Origin of the sequence: Zhongshania aliphaticivorans (genome assembly GCF_902705875.1) — a bacterium.
GTDB lineage: Bacteria > Pseudomonadota > Gammaproteobacteria > Pseudomonadales > Spongiibacteraceae > Spongiibacter > Spongiibacter aliphaticivorans_A.
In genome coordinates this window covers 205,440-220,164 of sequence record NZ_CACSIK010000003.1, presented here as the reverse complement: position 1 = coordinate 220,164, position 14,725 = coordinate 205,440, and the positions used below count along the sequence as shown (strand labels likewise).

Annotated in this window: 15 protein-coding genes; 10 read left to right on the top strand and 5 right to left on the bottom strand. The window is 44.9% G+C overall.

Features of this window, described 5'->3' with window-relative positions:
• Window positions 1-64 precede the first annotated feature (64 nt).
• The 4 genes from AELLOGFF_RS16100 (at window position 65) to AELLOGFF_RS16085 (ending at window position 2,616) form a co-directional block, all read left to right on the top strand.
• Window positions 65-301, top strand: coding sequence for a hypothetical protein (locus tag AELLOGFF_RS16100; protein WP_008248011.1), 237 nt, complete (start codon window positions 65-67; stop codon window positions 299-301).
• Entirely contained in the window at window positions 294-1,529 is a 1,236-nt protein-coding gene (locus AELLOGFF_RS16095) for an Arm DNA-binding domain-containing protein (protein WP_159269992.1), read from the top strand. Before AELLOGFF_RS16100 ends, AELLOGFF_RS16095 begins: the two co-directional genes overlap by 8 nt.
• Before the next feature lie 26 nt (window positions 1,530-1,555).
• Window positions 1,556-1,966, top strand: a complete 411-nt coding sequence (locus tag AELLOGFF_RS16090) for a hypothetical protein (protein WP_159269990.1) — start codon at window positions 1,556-1,558, stop codon at window positions 1,964-1,966.
• A 101-nt stretch (window positions 1,967-2,067) separates the two neighbouring features.
• The gene (locus AELLOGFF_RS16085) at window positions 2,068-2,616 is read left to right on the top strand and encodes a hypothetical protein (protein ID WP_159269989.1); all 549 of its coding nucleotides are present in this window, start codon (window positions 2,068-2,070) and stop codon (window positions 2,614-2,616) included.
• A 333-nt stretch (window positions 2,617-2,949) separates the two neighbouring features.
• Here AELLOGFF_RS16085 and AELLOGFF_RS16080 read toward each other — a convergent pair whose 3' ends face one another.
• Window positions 2,950-3,117, bottom strand: coding sequence for an acyl-CoA dehydrogenase C-terminal domain-containing protein (locus AELLOGFF_RS16080; protein WP_268818573.1), 168 nt, complete (start codon window positions 3,115-3,117; stop codon window positions 2,950-2,952).
• Between the two features lie 168 nt (window positions 3,118-3,285).
• Between AELLOGFF_RS16080 and AELLOGFF_RS16075 the strand changes: the two genes are divergently transcribed.
• The 3 genes from AELLOGFF_RS16075 (at window position 3,286) to AELLOGFF_RS16065 (ending at window position 4,802) form a co-directional block, all read left to right on the top strand.
• On the top strand, window positions 3,286-3,810 hold the full coding sequence (locus tag AELLOGFF_RS16075; protein ID WP_159269985.1) for a PaaI family thioesterase: 525 nt from the start codon (window positions 3,286-3,288) through the stop codon (window positions 3,808-3,810).
• The gene (locus AELLOGFF_RS16070) at window positions 3,803-4,201 is read left to right on the top strand and encodes a PaaI family thioesterase (RefSeq protein WP_159269983.1); all 399 of its coding nucleotides are present in this window, start codon (window positions 3,803-3,805) and stop codon (window positions 4,199-4,201) included. The genes AELLOGFF_RS16075 and AELLOGFF_RS16070 overlap by 8 nt, the downstream gene beginning before the upstream one ends.
• A gap of 259 nt (window positions 4,202-4,460) precedes the next feature.
• Window positions 4,461-4,802: a hypothetical protein gene (locus tag AELLOGFF_RS16065; RefSeq protein ID WP_200842761.1), complete on the top strand. Its 342-nt coding sequence runs from the start codon at window positions 4,461-4,463 to the stop codon at window positions 4,800-4,802.
• A 239-nt stretch (window positions 4,803-5,041) separates the two neighbouring features.
• Here AELLOGFF_RS16065 and AELLOGFF_RS16060 read toward each other — a convergent pair whose 3' ends face one another.
• From AELLOGFF_RS16060 to AELLOGFF_RS16045, 4 genes are all read right to left on the bottom strand, one after another.
• Window positions 5,042-6,067, bottom strand: a complete 1,026-nt coding sequence (locus AELLOGFF_RS16060; protein WP_159269982.1) for an AraC family transcriptional regulator — start codon at window positions 6,065-6,067, stop codon at window positions 5,042-5,044.
• Between the two features lie 265 nt (window positions 6,068-6,332).
• On the bottom strand, window positions 6,333-6,746 hold the full coding sequence (locus AELLOGFF_RS16055) for a hypothetical protein (protein ID WP_159269980.1): 414 nt from the start codon (window positions 6,744-6,746) through the stop codon (window positions 6,333-6,335).
• Between the two features lie 95 nt (window positions 6,747-6,841).
• Window positions 6,842-8,032, bottom strand: a complete 1,191-nt coding sequence (locus AELLOGFF_RS16050) for an iron-containing alcohol dehydrogenase (RefSeq protein ID WP_159269978.1) — start codon at window positions 8,030-8,032, stop codon at window positions 6,842-6,844.
• Between the two features lie 48 nt (window positions 8,033-8,080).
• Complete coding sequence (locus tag AELLOGFF_RS16045; RefSeq protein WP_159269977.1) at window positions 8,081-9,601, bottom strand: aldehyde dehydrogenase family protein; 1,521 nt, start codon at window positions 9,599-9,601, stop codon at window positions 8,081-8,083.
• 293 nt (window positions 9,602-9,894) lie between these two features.
• Between AELLOGFF_RS16045 and AELLOGFF_RS16040 the strand changes: the two genes are divergently transcribed.
• From AELLOGFF_RS16040 to AELLOGFF_RS16030, 3 genes are all read left to right on the top strand, one after another.
• Entirely contained in the window at window positions 9,895-12,420 is a 2,526-nt protein-coding gene (locus AELLOGFF_RS16040; protein ID WP_235035754.1) for a TonB-dependent receptor, read from the top strand.
• 148 nt (window positions 12,421-12,568) lie between these two features.
• On the top strand, window positions 12,569-12,889 hold the full coding sequence (locus AELLOGFF_RS16035) for a 2Fe-2S iron-sulfur cluster-binding protein (protein ID WP_159269975.1): 321 nt from the start codon (window positions 12,569-12,571) through the stop codon (window positions 12,887-12,889).
• Between the two features lie 44 nt (window positions 12,890-12,933).
• Complete coding sequence (locus AELLOGFF_RS16030; protein WP_159269973.1) at window positions 12,934-14,313, top strand: cytochrome P450; 1,380 nt, start codon at window positions 12,934-12,936, stop codon at window positions 14,311-14,313.
• The last annotated feature ends 412 nt before the right edge of the window (window positions 14,314-14,725 follow it).

The following is a 14,725-nucleotide window of genomic DNA, read 5'->3' as shown; positions in this document are numbered from 1 at the left end:
CTTTATAGCGCAATATGATTCACTTAAGCACCCAATGAATCATATGTGAGCCAAGGAGAAGCACATGACTACGACATACCTTACAACCGAAGAACTATCTGAGCGTATCAAATATGACGTACGCACCATTCGGCAACAACTCAATGACAGTGTATTGCTAGAGGGTAAACACTACATAAAGCCATTTGGTCGGCGAAAAATTCTCTACATCTGGGAAGCTGTTGAAGAGGAGATGTTGGCGCGGAAGTCTCCCAATGACATTGAAATCCCTATGGCGAACGGAGGTGTGTGCTATGGGTAAGGTTCGGGTACGGCCTGATACAGGCAGGCTGCTTCTAGATTTTTCGTATCAAGGAGCACGCTTTCGGGAACACACAGCGCTGCATGACAACGCCCAGAACCGGAAAAAGGTACAAGTACTTCTCGACAAAGTAGAAGCCCGAATAAAGCTTGGGGAGTTCAACTATTCTGAGTTTTTTCCTGGCAGCAAAAACATTCAGAAATTTCTGGAGGTAGATCCTAACCACACCAATACGAGCCAAACGCAGCTTGTACGGGTACAAAACAGGAGCGTCCCCGCGAAGCATTCAACAAGGGCACCGCTTTTTGAAACTTTCGCACGCCAATGGCAAACCGAAAAGAAAATAGAGTGGCGGGCATCTCATGCCCGCAATATTGAATCGGTGCTTTCAAATTCGCTCATCAAGTTTTTCGGCAAGCGCGCGTTATCCGATATCACTAAAGCCGAGATTCTCGAATTCCGCTCAAAACTGGCATCGAAGCCCGGCCGTGGCGGTAAAGAGCAGATTGCAGCCAAGACCATCAATACCCATATGGCGCTATTGAAGGCCATTTTGGAAGAGGCCTCAGATCGCTATTCCTTTGAGAACCCTTATAAGAACATCAAGCCCCTCAAGCTTCAGCGCAGCCATGTTGAGCCATTTTCCCTAATAGAGGTTAACCGCATCATCGAATCGGTACGCGAAGATTACCGCAATTATTATGCAGTGCGCTTTTACTCGGGCATGCGTACCGGCGAAATCGATGGGCTTCGCTGGGAGTTCGTCGATTTTAAGCGCGGACTGATCGCTATCAGAGAAACACTGGTTCAAGGCAAGACCGAATACACCAAAACTGACGGCAGCCAGCGGGATATTCCCATGCTAGGGCCAGTTAAAGCGGCATTAGAGGCTCAATATCAAGCAGCTGGCAAGCTCAGCCCTTATGTATTCTGCAACACCGAAGGCAAGCCCCTAGACCACAACAATATTACCAAGCGTGTCTGGTATCCCCTACTCCGCTATCTAGGCCTGAAGATGCGGCGGCCTTATCAAACCCGTCATACCGCAGCGACGCTGTTGTTGGCTTCCGGTGAAAACCCCGAGTGGGTCGCAAGGTTTCTCGGCCACGCCAGCACCGAAATGCTCTTCAAAGTGTACTCACGGTATATACCCAACCTGACAAGACAGGACGGTTCCGCATTTGAGCAAATGCTTGGCGTGCAGGATGAACGGCACGCAGCCCAATAACACAGTAGGGATAAGAGGAAATATTCATGACCAATGAAACGAACGATACAAACTTTATCGCTTTGCTCACCCTAGGCGATATGCGGTTACTAAACATCAAGGTACCGGAACATCTTGCAGATGATCCCGATGACGCTGTACTAGGGCTTCCACGCAATGCCGCACTTATCCTCGCGGAACGCGTACTGAACGCCTGGGAAGTGCCTCCGGGCGACATAGGGGCATTTCTGACTAACATCACTGACGAAACATTAAGCAACGTCCTCGTAATCTATCAGTTACTGCAGGTGCTATTTCCCAGGAATGAGCCAAGTAAGTATGTACATACAAACAATAAGAATTACGACGGCCGAACAACGTGGCAAGCAATTCAGGACGGCGAATCGCTGAAGGTCCGCAAATACCTAGAACATAAATCGCTTGGCGGCGGCTGGTAGTCCAGATTGGCTATGCCCTGCTCCAAATTGAATATCCATCAACGACAACGCAAATTTATACGGAACCAAGATGATGGCGCTAAACGCCAACAGGAGACACTATGAACACATTGACCAAAGAGACTGCCCGCTCACTGGCAAAAGTAATCAACAGCCGCCTTTCGACCTGCTACAACGATGATTTAGTTGCAATTCTTGGTACTGGCCGCGAATCGAATAATGAACAAGCCGTACAATCATGGCTATTGTCTCGCTTCGCCCACATCGAAGTCGGGCGCACAGACATGCTAATGGAGTACGCCTTAGAAGTGTTGATTCAGCACCTCGATGACCTACGATTGGATGTGGCCATTGGCGGCAAATCAGAGCAAAAAACACCGCAAAGCTTCATCCCAGCAAAAGCCCTTACTGAAAGAGAGCTACGCTGTATCGCTCGCGCAATTTATTTGCTGATTTCGAATGAACAATCAAAGCCCTACCTAGATGCACTGATCGAAGTAGTGCTGAAAGGCGACGGCAATACTATTGAAAAGATTACGGCATGGGTTTTCACCCATACGCAGATTTATAGCTATTTCCCCAGCGAACTGACATTGCCCTTAGCGCAGCGCTTGATGCACAAGCTGAAGCAGGCTGGCGAATCATATTAGATTAAAGCGACAACAAGTGTGGGCTTACACAATCGAATTGCCAGGCAGTGGCGCGGCGGTGAACCCAAGCATAAACAACATTATGTAGGCGTGCAGGTGTAACTTAGGTTCACCTATTATTTGGCCTGTAGATTCACTCATAAGATACCCCTGGCGGGTTTATGGTATGGCCACTTTAGAACTCAGCCGAGGGCTGGTATTGGTGCTAGAGCCAGACGCCTTAGCGTTCAGGCGGCATTGCATTAACTGGCAAAAAGCGGACAAAATAAAACTTCAATAGGTTTACTCGATCCAGCGCTAAATTTCCGTCGTTAATTGAAGCGAAGGTTTTTACTATGCGCTGAGTTGAGTAAAGAAACGTGCCGCCTGAAGTTTGGCTTCATCAAAATATTCGCCTTGTTGGTTGCCAGACTTTAACGCCACGGCTTCCATTTCCACCCACATATAACTGTAAAGAATAAGCCCAATTATTTGCAAGTACTCATGGGCCGAGGCACCAATAATATTTGCATCCTAACCTGCCCTATCCATAACACGCTGCATATCTTCCGCTAATATTTTCGTTGGCTGTTTTAATTGCGCACTTAGCGATGTTGATGTCACTTTTTGCGATCTACTTTAGTATAATAGCAAGCATATAATGTGTTAAATATTTCATCGGGGTAAGTAATGGCGTTGGATTTCGAAGAACTGAACTGTTTCATTGAGACTATTCTAGCAGCCAATGACGGAGATCATTTTACGACGCTGGGGATTCGTCCTGAGTATGTAGAGCGTCACCGGGCTGGCCTGTCGATGCCTTATGGTGAAGCCTTGGTGGGGAATCCGGATACCGGCGTTATTCACGGTGGTGCAATCACGGCCTTATTGGATACCTGTTGTGGCTTTGCTGCTGCGACTACATTAGATGATTTGGGGCTAACCCCAACAATTGATTTGCGCATTGATTATATGCGCCCAGCGACGCCAGGCCTTACCGTGTACGCTGATGCTGAAGTGTACCGTGTTACTGAAAGTGTGATTTTCACCCGTGCTATCGCACATCACGGAGATACTAATCTGACGATTGCGGCGGGGGTAGGTAATTTTTTCCGTATGGAGCCGGACTTATTTGCCGACATGCGCCGGGGGTTTCGTGCTTCCCAGGCAGTGAAAAATGGAAAACTAAAATCTGGTGATAGTGCTAATGGATGACTCAGAAATACGCACGCTGATAAGTCTGGTTCCCTACGCTAGGACCATTGGTATAAAAATGAGCGAGGAAACGGGCTGTTATTTATTGCCGGTAAAAATGAGTAATGTTGGAAATCCGACGCTTCCAGCTCTGCACGGTGGGGCCGTTGCTGGTTTTATGGAGCTATCGGCTATGCTCTACGTCTTGCAACAGAGTGAAAGCGAAAAAATTCCCAAGGTCATCGATTTCGCGGTGGACTATGTGCGAGCGGGAAAATACTTGGCCACACATTCGCGTTGCAAGCTGGTGTATCTCGGTAGGCGGATGATCAATGTAAGTGTCAGTGCTTGGCAGGAAGATGAAGCCGCACCGATTGCGATGGCAAGGGCGCAGTTTTTAATAAAGGGTTAACTTGCCGAAGTAAACATAGTGCTTATTTTTCTAGCCCTTTCCAAAGCAATAAATTTAAAATCGATCACACAGGTAAGCGAGATAATGCATATGAGGCGTCACCAACAATACATAACGCGCGTAAGATATCGAAGCGAAGATCAGTATAAAATTAATGAGTGTTGCTAGTTTTTTGGTGCTCTTCACCGCGCAAACCCCGTGTGCTTGAGCTGCAAGTGTCAGGAGCTTCAGATATGCGTTTATTCAGGAGGTGGATTTAATGAAGGCCCTAAAGGTGCTTTTAATTGTCTCGACGGTTGCGATATACGCAATTACTGGTCTAGCGTCACTAACTCAAGGGCTGAACTGGCCTGCCGTAGCTATGGCTGACTTGCTCGCGCTCGGGTGGCGAAGCCAGTTCGATATCGACTTCCTTATTCACCTGTTCTTGCTTGCTACTTGGGTTACTTGGCGAGAAGGGGCGGGCCCAAGAGCCTATTTTTTTGCGTTCCTCAGCATCGTTATGGGTGGAATGTTCAGCTTCCCGTATATCCTGTTCGCTGCGTACAAAAGTGGAGGAGAACCGAAAGCACTACTTCTCGGTGTTCACGCGCGGCCGTAAGCCTAACATGGCGCTAATGCCAGCCCCTCGGGGTGACCGTTGAAACACAAGAAAGGCCCGCCGACGTTCATCTGATTTAGAATTTATGGCCGCTCGCTTATAAGCAGAAGGCGACGGCCACCTCATTTCTCTTATCCGATCTCCCCGGATTTCTGGGGGCGATGGAAAAGCCCTGCAATGCTTTCAGGCTCGCTTTGCAACACGATTCTCAAGGCTTGAAATCAGTTCCCCGCCTTTGGTTAATCCCTTGGTTTACTCTGTAGGTATTTTTTGGGGGTCATTTCAAACCAGCGTTTAAACGCTCTATTAAATGAGCTTTGTTCGTTGTACCCCAATAAACCCGCTATTTGTGACATGGGTATGGCGTCGTGCGCAAGAAGTTTTTTAGCTTCGGTAATTCTAACTTCGTCAACAAGTGCTTCAAAGGTGTATCCCTCTGATTGCAATTTCCGGTGCAGCGCACGTTCATGAAGCTTCATGTTTTCTGCAATTACCGGGCGTGACAGTTGGCCGGTCGGTAGCAGTTTTTGAATTAAATGACGAGCTTGCTTGCTGGTCGATAAATTCGGTTTACTTGTGGAATTGGAATCTATTTCTACCATAGAGAGATAGCTGGATACCAAACCGTGAAGCTGAGGGTTGTGGGAGCTCAATTCGATATCTAAAAAGTCGGTGTCGAGCTCTATTGAATCATATTTTTGATTAAATACCGTTGGGCAATTGAACGCGCTTTGATAATGCCTTTCTGGACCGATTTTTGAATGACGGAAATGAACGGCCCGCGCCTTAAATTTTCCTTCGGTAAGCAAGTGAATAATGTGAAGCGTGCAAGCGACAGCGTGCTCAACTGCCTGTCGACTGTGATTGGCGTTGACATTAATGAGATCTAAGCAGACATGGCTTGGTTGGTCCTCACTCTCTCTCAATGTGAGTGAAATGGCGGGGGTGAAATGGTACAGAAATTTTCCTACACTTGTTAATGCTGACCTGACATCGTGCGCAGATAGTGCTAAAAAAGCAACTGGACCAAGAATAGAGTGATCCTGTCGCATAGCAAGTTGTAGGCCAATATTAGGTAGGTTTAGGTTTGTGGCGCTTAGCTCAAGTAGATCGATAAAACTTTGATAAGGGAAAAAATAATCTTCTTGATCTAGCTGATGGTAATTAATACCAGCTTTGAGGCATAAATCATTAGCATTACCTTGCAGTTCCTCGATTAAGGATACGAAATTATTTAGGCAGCTGGCTCGCACACGTGCAGTCATTAAATCTCACTGGTCTGTAGGTGTTATTTTTGTTCTTGGTAAGACATTTAGTTGCCCAATGCATTTCAAGAACTATTAGAAGCCTTCACTATGGGTATTGGAAGGAGGATTGCTTATTATTTACACAGCTGATCTAGTGAATTCTTTAGTAAGCTACTTTTATGGGTAAGTTTGAATAAAACTCTATTTTATGCCGACTTTAATTGTTTGTAAATATAGGGTGGGATGCACTCGCCCGAATTTAAGGGCGAGTGTCATAAGGCATTTACAATTGTGAGTCAAGTAGCCCGTCGACTAAGGGAATGGGTGGCATAGAGGGCTTTATGTTTTCCGTGTAAACCGTTCGTATTGCATCGCCACCAGGTAGGCCTGAGAGCACTCCTTTAGGAATTAAGTCGCCTTGCAGTAGGTCGCCGGTAATGATCGCTTCTTCAGGCCCCTTCAAAAGAAGATCATAGGTGAGCAGCAAGGGGTTTCCTGGCAGTATATTAAAAAGGGGTGATGAGTTTAAACCAAGGGATGCCGTGGTTGCCTGGAGTGGACCAACTAGCTCCCCTGTAAGGCTTGCTAAGGTGTTACTAACACCTTGGATCGGCCCTATATTTTGAGCACACAAAAGTGTTGGTGTAGTGAAAAATATAGCGGTTAAAGCTGAATACGAAAAGAATTTACGTGACATTACTTTCTCCTGAATCTAATGGAAATATTGTAAGAGCATCCATGCTTTTTTGAGTAAGCTAATACATCTGTATTAGGCTGTTTAATTTTCCTTTATTAGCAGACTGCTTGAACTATTTTAGTCATCGCTGCAGGGGAAATGCTGTAAAACATTGCTGCGGGATCAGATGCGATTGCATGGTAAATAGCATCTTGCTTATCTTGGTTGACTTCCCAGCGCTTGAAGTTGGTGGTGCAAGCTATGCGTTGCTGGAAGTCTTTTAGGAACTTAATGCAGTTATCCAATAGCTCTTGATCACTACCTGTCTGTGAAAGATTAAGTGCTTTGGCTAGCCGTTGTCCTTTGCCTGCATAAAATTCGGGGCAGGCTTCCATTACGATGGGGAGGAGTGCAGCATTGGCGTCGCCATGTGGGATGTGGAACATACCGCCGAATGCGTGGGCGCAGTTGTGTATGGGAATCGCGTTTAGACTACCGCCGAAAGCGTCTATAGCTAGGCTACTCGCCTGCAACATGCTTGAGCGTGCTACGACGTCCTTACCATTATCGATTACCTTGGGTAGGTTTTCGACAATCATGTGTGCGGCATGAAAGGCGTGTGCATCAGTCATGGCATTCGCCGCTGGCGAAGCGACAGCCTCCAGCGCGTGTGTTAACGCATCCATTCCTGTTGCTGCAGTAAGGAACCCTGGGAGCCCTAAGCACAGATTCCCGTCTAGCACTGCCATGTCGGGTTCAAGAAATGGGGCGACAAGGTTGGTTTTAATGCCTAACATTTCATTGTAGAACACCGCTACTGGTGACACCTCTGCTCCTGTGCCAGCAGTGGTAGGTACGCCGATATGAGGGATCCCCGAGTGCTGGCAGCTTGGCCAGGCATCAATTTTAATCCCACTCTGAAGTAAGTCGGCGATATCTGTTGCCCCGTGTTGAAGGGAGTATTTGACACCTTTTGAGGCATCTAGAACACTGCCGCCACCCACTGCCAGAATGGCATCGGCCGCCACGGACCTAGCATAAGCAGTTGCAGCGTTTACGGATTGGCAGGCTGCGTCTTGGCTTATGCCGGTATAAACGCCTACTAGCACGGCTTTATTGCTAGAGCAGCTGGCGAATACTGCCTTTATTTGGTCTACGATGCCGGCCTGTTCGAGACCAATATCGCTAAATAGCACCACTCTTTTGGCACCCATGCCTTCAAATAGCGCGGGTATGCGAATAACTGAGCCTGCGGCGCAATGAATCGTGCTGCGCATATTGTACTGATAGTAATGTGAGCTAGACATGCTGGTATCCTATTAATAATTAGCGTTCAATTAGCTGGGTCGCGAACCTTAAAACGTATGGACCAAGTGGTAAGTTGATTTTTTACTTGGGTCGCGTTCAAACGCTGTCGAAATCGATTTCAATTCTGTATACGAGTTTAGGCTGTTATGACTCATCTCCCGACCATAGCCGCTTTGCTTCATTCCGCCAAAGGGTGCGTCGGTACGCATCATGTGCCAGTCATTTATCCAAACTGAGCCAGCTTCGAGTTGGCGAGCAACCGCTTGAGCGCCAATGACGTCCTCGGTCCAGATACCTGCAGATAGTCCGTATATTGAATCGTTTGCAATGCCTATGGCTTCGTCTAGCTCGGTAAATTTAATAATAGAAACAACTGGGCCGAAGATTTCTTCACAAGCATGTTCCATATCATTCTTGCAATTGCTGATAATGGTTGGTTCAAGAAAATAACCATTTTCGAAACCGGCAATGATTTTTCGTTTTCCTCCTGTAACGATGTGGGCGCCTTGTTCTTGTGCTGATTTAAGGTAGGTCTCAATTCGACTAAACTGCTGTTCTGAAACAATAGGGCCCATGCCTGTTGCAGGGTCGAGAGGATTGCCGACAACTATTTTCTCGGCTAGGGTTTTCATTTTAGCGATGAGCTCATCGTGGATGTTGGCATGAACAATTAATCGGCTACCTGATTCACAAGCTTGTCCCGAATTCATCATAATGCCAAAAAGCGCACCGTGTGCGACTAAGTCAATATTAGCGTCTGGCATTACAATGGCAGCGCCTTTTCCGCCTAGCTCTAGGGTGACTCGCTTTAGTGTGGCGGCTGCCGCTATTTGAATATTACGACCGGTTTGAGTAGATCCTGTAAAAGATATTTTGTTGACTTTGGGGTGTTTGACAAGAGGGTCACCCACGTTTATGCCTGTGCCGCTCACCAGATTTAACACGCCAGCGGGTAGAAATTGATTAACTAGCTCAATTAAACGAAAGGTCGATGTTGGCGTTAATTCTGATGCTTTCACTACAACAGTGTTACCGGCAGCAATTGCTGGGGCTATTTTCCATGAAAGTAAGAGTAGTGGAAAATTCCACGCCGTTATAATGCCGCATACGCCAACGGGTTCTTTTACTACCATGGTGTGAACTTGCTCTGGTAGAATTTTAGGCGAAAGGTTTTCGATAAATGGATAGCTTTTAATTGATTCGGCGAGCGTAAAAAATAAATCAGCAATAGCCAAGATATCTAAACCCATTACTCGTTTGATTGTACCCCCAGATGCCTGAACTTCTAAAATAGCAAGTTCTTGGGCATTTGCTAACACTGTGTTGCCTATTTGATACAACAACTTAGAGCGAGCGGTTACGCTAATATTTTTCCAATCAGTATTTTTTAATGCCTGTCTGGCTGCGCTTACTGCTAGGTCGACGTCGGTTGCATTGCCATCAGCAGTTTTCGCTATCAGGTTGCCTGTGGCGGGGCAATGCACATCAATATAGTTGCCAGAGCTAGGCTTTACAATTTCACCATTAATGATGTGATGATAATGCGGTAATACTTGGGCGTTATTCATTTAAAGTCCTTGATGTTGATCTGTAAGTATATAAATGGTTATTAGTATTTTTGACGAAACTTAGATGGCGCTGTGCGTCGAGTATGGGCTTAAGGTTTTTATTGATTTGTTTACTTGATTATTGGTGTTTTGTCCTAAATGGTATTGGCCTATTAGGACGTTTTTTTGTCATTTGAGTGCGTTTACCAATAATGTCCTAATTTGTTAAAAAGATGTCCGTATCGGAAAAGACGCCAAATTTTATTTTGTGGAGTATATGCATCGACAATAATGCGAGTGAGGATAATAAATAGATGCGAAAATTCCACAGAAATAAAATTTATTTCCCTTTTGGTATACCATTAGTTGGTTTAATGTCTTTGCCTGTTGTTTCTGTTGCAGCTCCAATGCTAGAAGAGGTTGTTGTTACTGGGCAGAAGCGCGCTGAAAGTACACAAGACACGCCTGTTGCGATTACAGGTATGACTTCAGATTCTTTAGAAAAATTTGGTTTTGCGAGTGCAAATGATATATCTGCGCAAGTACCCAATATGCAGGTCAGTGGTCCCTTTGGTGATGTTCAGCCGATCTTTGCGATTCGCGGTGTCAGCATGTCGGATTACAGCTCTAACCAGGCAAGTCCTATTGGCGTTTACTCCGACGAGTCATATATGGGGCCGGTATATACTCATGGTATGAACTTTTTTGATGTCGAGCGACTAGAGGTTTTGCGCGGCCCTCAAGGCACATTGTATGGTAAAAATACTACTGGTGGTGCAATCAATATCATTACTAAAACCCCCATAATTGACGACGGCTTTCATGTGAATGCCAAGTTGGGTGCGGGGAATTATGATTCACGAGTCGGTGATTTAGGGGTTGAGGGTACGTTAATAGACGAGACGCTAGCAGTGCGTGCCGCATATTCATTTTCTCGGAATAGTGGTTATACCGAAAACCGTTCCGGTGGTCCAAATTTATCCTCCATCGATTTCCAAGGTTTACGTTTAACACTGAATTGGCAGATATCTGAAAATTTAAATAATGTACTTAAGTTAACTCATGGCCAAAATGATTCAATGGCAAATGCGTCTAGGAATGAACCGCGTGGTGATCTTAATAATGGCGGAGCTGGACTTTTTGGCGCAGTAGGTGGTGTTGTTAGTGGTGCTTTGCTTCAAGGAGATGCTAGCAGCGGGTATATGGATAACACTGGATACTCGGCGTCGTCGCAAAATCTAGGAAGTCATGAGGTTGAAGATAATTTCACCGGTCCTTTAATTGTTAATTCTGACATGCTGGTTAATAAACTGGAGTATCTTGGTGAATACCACACCTTTACAAGTATCACCTCAGTGAGTATTTCCGACTATGCTCAGCAGCAGAATACTGACGGGTCGCCAGAAGAATTGCTTGAGATTCGTTGGGCTGTAGATACTGAGGCGTTTAGTCAGGACTTTAGAGTTTCTAGTAATTACGATGGCATGCTTAATTTCATCGGCGGTATTTATTATGCAGAAGAAGAAATGGATATGCATAATGAGTATGCGATTTATGGAACTCCACCAGACGTGCGAGTGGCGATTACATACCCTGGGGCTACTGGTTACTACCCGTATTTACTAGATTTTGGTCAACTTGATCAAAAGATGGTTACTGATAAGACGAGTTATGCGGCGTATACGCAGTTTCGCTTTGATATAAGCGCAGATTTTGGTATTGATTTTGGTATTCGCTACACGGTGGATGAAATAGATCTTACCTACCTAAATATTTCTAGAGAGGGGTACGATGGTAGTCCGCGAGGAACATATGTTCCCGGCAATACTACTCGACATGATGAGCCCTTTATACCGCTTAATCTCGGTGGTGACGCAGGTATTGTTGAGATCGATCTGTTTCTTCAGAATTTGCTCACTGGGGAAACTACACTCGAAGATCTCTTTGAGACGGTAGAGATTGGGTATACCCATGGTGCATATACGACAGATTCTTCGGAGCCTATGTCGGCAAAAGAACAGGAGCTTACCGGTAAGATTGGTATAGATTACCGTTTCAATGACGATTTTATGATGTATGCAAGCTATAGCAAGGGCTTCCGATCAGGTAACTTCAATGGTGGTGTTTATTATAGAGAGCGTGATTTCGACGAAGCCTATGCAAGGCCTGAGTATATTGATGCTTACGAAATAGGGTTTAAATCAGACTTTTACGATCAGCGTGCTCGTGTTAATGCAGCGGCATTTTTATATGACTATAAAGACCAGCAGTTTATTAATGTAGTCGGTGTGTCGAACTTTCTGGAAAATGCTGGTGGCTCACAAATCGCCGGTTTAGAAGCTGAAATTATGTTTGCCGCAACTGAAAAATTAATATTTATGATGGGGCTTGGCTATCTTGATACTGAATATACCGAGCTTTCATTGTCAAACACGGAAACGCTTAATAATCCGAATGATGAAATTGATCTTTCTGGAAATGAGTTAATATCAGCGCCAAAAATAAGTGGAAACATTTCTATAGATTATGAAATCTACAGTGGAGACAGTGGGTATATAAACTGGAATGTTAACGCTAATTATCAGGATAAGCAGTGGTATAGCGCTTATAATGATAAAGGTGGATATGAAAATATTAAGCAGGACGCCTATACGCTAGTGAATACACGTTTGACATGGCGTGGGATTGATGAGGACTACTCGGTGTCTATCTGGGCCAAAAATCTTGCATATGAAGAATATGATGGATATGCAATTAATCTTCAGGCTGGTTTCGGATTTGATTATTTTCAAGAAGGTCCGCCGAGAACATTTGGTGTAGATGCAACGTATAAGTTTTAATAATTAATTAGGTTATAAATAAAGATATTAAATATATCGAGTAATTTAATAATATTGTTATCGTGAAACTGTGATAACGCATTTGCTATGTATAAAGTGCATTAATTAAGCAGTAAGTGGGTAAAGCAGTTTCACGAAGGAGAGCGTTATGGGAAGTGTTACTTTTATTGAACACAATGGTACGGAACATGTGGTAGATATTGAGGCAGGGAAATCCTTGATGCAAATTGCTTTGGATAATGGGATTCCTGGTATTGACGCTGATTGTGGTGGTGTGTGTGCATGCGGTACCTGTCACGTCATTGTTGACGGTGCAACTTTTAATGTGACAGGCAATGCAACCGAAGATGAATTACAAATGCTAGATCTTACGCCTGAGCGTAGTGATACTTCTAGGCTTGCTTGCCAAATTATCACCACGGATGCGATGGATGGCATGATTGCGCGTCTGCCTGAGTTTCAAATGTAAAAAAAGAATAATACTTAACGAAATATGCGAAAAGGGGATGGTTTATGAAAATTGTTGATTTGGTAGCTGAAAAAGGTGCTGCTAGTGTTCCAATGCACTTGCAAATTAAGGCCGGTCATATTCTGTACAAGGCTAAAAATAAACTAGGCATGTACACCAAATTTCCGGAATTTACAGAAACGCCTGTTCCAGAAGTATCTGATTTGGCGATCGACGATATTGATGTTAGCAACCCATTTCTTTTTAAGCAAAATCGTTGGGAATCCTATTTTAAGCGGCTGCGAGATGAATGCCCGGTTCATTATCAGAAAAAAAGCCCATTCGGACCATTCTGGTCGATTACGCGTTATGAAGATATTGTTTTTGTGGATAAGCATCACGACCTCTTTTCTGCCGAACCATTTATCATTATTGGTGCGACACCGAAAGAACTCGCCCTTGAGATGTTTATCGCAATGGATCCACCTAAGCATGATGTGCAGCGTCAAGCAGTGCAGGGTGTTGTGGCACCTAAGAATCTCAAAGAAATGGAAAGCCTGATTCGTAGCCGTACTCAAGAAGTTCTCGATCAGTTGCCACTAGATACACCGTTTGACTGGGTAGAGGATGTCTCTATCGAACTGACTGCCAGAATGCTAGCAACACTGCTGGACTTCCCTTACGAGGAGCGTCGAAAACTTGTTTATTGGTCAGATTTGGCGGGCGGCGGTGCCGAGATGACTGGCGGCTCGACCAATACCGACGAGCTGTTCGAGGGGATGAGGGATATGGCCAAACATTTTTCCCAACTTTGGCGCGTCAAAGAGGAAAAAATTGCTGCTGGTGGCGAAGTAGGTTTTGATCTGATCGGTATGTTACAGAATAATCCAGATACTAAGGATCTGATTAATAAGCCGATGGAGTTCCTTGGTAATTTAGTTCTCTTAATTGTTGGTGGTAATGACACCACCCGTAACTCGATGTCAGGTGGTGTTCTTGCCTTGAATCGCTTCCCTGACGAGTTTACTAAGCTGAAGAACGATCCTAGCTTGATTCCGAACATGGTGTCAGAAATTATCCGCTGGCAAACGCCGCTGGCGTATATGCGCCGTATCGCGAAGCAGGATGTAGAGCTAAATGGCAAAACCATCAAAAAGGGTGACAAGGTCGTAATGTGGTATGCCTCTGGCAACAGAGACGAGCGCGCGATTGAGCGGCCTGATGAGTTTATCGTGGATCGTAAAGGCGCACGTAACCACCTTTCCTTTGGCTTTGGCGTGCATCGCTGTATGGGTAATCGTCTTGCTGAGTTGCAGTTACGTATACTGTGGGAAGAATTGTTAGCGAGATTCGATAAAATCGAAGTGGTTGGCGAGCCCGAGTATGTGCAGTCTAACTTTGTAAAAGGCTATTCGAAGATGATGGTTAAACTTACATCGAAGTAGTTTAGAGTAGTGTTAGTCATACGGGGGAGCTTTCTGCCAATGTGTGTTAGCTTTCCCTTGTACTGTATTTAAATTAAATTTATTAGAGTTAATATTCTGGTTTTCTCGGCGTTTATAGCTGAGTAATTGACGATGCCTTTGCCCCTTCGGGGGCCTTTTTATGAAATAATTTTACGTTTATAGTACATATATAGTTAAATAATCGTCTATTTTGTAGTGCTTACCCTCGTTTATTCATGTTCTTAATTATAGCGAGCGCCGACTTTCTAGGTTGCCGTCAATTGCGATAAACTTCTGCGCCAGTATTTCCTTGAAGGCGATACTTTATTCATTAACCGACAATGAGGCATTCTGGATGATCGCGATATTTTTCCTTTATAACGCTGAATGCTACTTTTCCAATGCTTGTCGT

Coding starts and splice junctions, on each gene's coding strand:
- AELLOGFF_RS16100 (WP_008248011.1), top strand. CDS start 65: ATGACTACGACATACCTTACAACCGAAGAACTATCTGAGCGTATCAAA.
- AELLOGFF_RS16045 (WP_159269977.1), bottom strand. CDS start 9,601: ATGAATAACGCCCAAGTATTACCGCATTATCATCACATCATTAATGGT.
- AELLOGFF_RS16090 (WP_159269990.1), top strand. CDS start 1,556: ATGACCAATGAAACGAACGATACAAACTTTATCGCTTTGCTCACCCTA.
- AELLOGFF_RS16030 (WP_159269973.1), top strand. CDS start 12,934: ATGAAAATTGTTGATTTGGTAGCTGAAAAAGGTGCTGCTAGTGTTCCA.
- AELLOGFF_RS16075 (WP_159269985.1), top strand. CDS start 3,286: ATGGCGTTGGATTTCGAAGAACTGAACTGTTTCATTGAGACTATTCTA.
- AELLOGFF_RS16070 (WP_159269983.1), top strand. CDS start 3,803: ATGGATGACTCAGAAATACGCACGCTGATAAGTCTGGTTCCCTACGCT.
- AELLOGFF_RS16055 (WP_159269980.1), bottom strand. CDS start 6,746: ATGTCACGTAAATTCTTTTCGTATTCAGCTTTAACCGCTATATTTTTC.
- AELLOGFF_RS16035 (WP_159269975.1), top strand. CDS start 12,569: ATGGGAAGTGTTACTTTTATTGAACACAATGGTACGGAACATGTGGTA.
- AELLOGFF_RS16060 (WP_159269982.1), bottom strand. CDS start 6,067: ATGACTGCACGTGTGCGAGCCAGCTGCCTAAATAATTTCGTATCCTTA.
- AELLOGFF_RS16095 (WP_159269992.1), top strand. CDS start 294: ATGGGTAAGGTTCGGGTACGGCCTGATACAGGCAGGCTGCTTCTAGAT.
- AELLOGFF_RS16040 (WP_235035754.1), top strand. CDS start 9,895: ATGCGAAAATTCCACAGAAATAAAATTTATTTCCCTTTTGGTATACCA.
- AELLOGFF_RS16050 (WP_159269978.1), bottom strand. CDS start 8,032: ATGTCTAGCTCACATTACTATCAGTACAATATGCGCAGCACGATTCAT.
- AELLOGFF_RS16065 (WP_200842761.1), top strand. CDS start 4,461: ATGAAGGCCCTAAAGGTGCTTTTAATTGTCTCGACGGTTGCGATATAC.
- AELLOGFF_RS16085 (WP_159269989.1), top strand. CDS start 2,068: ATGAACACATTGACCAAAGAGACTGCCCGCTCACTGGCAAAAGTAATC.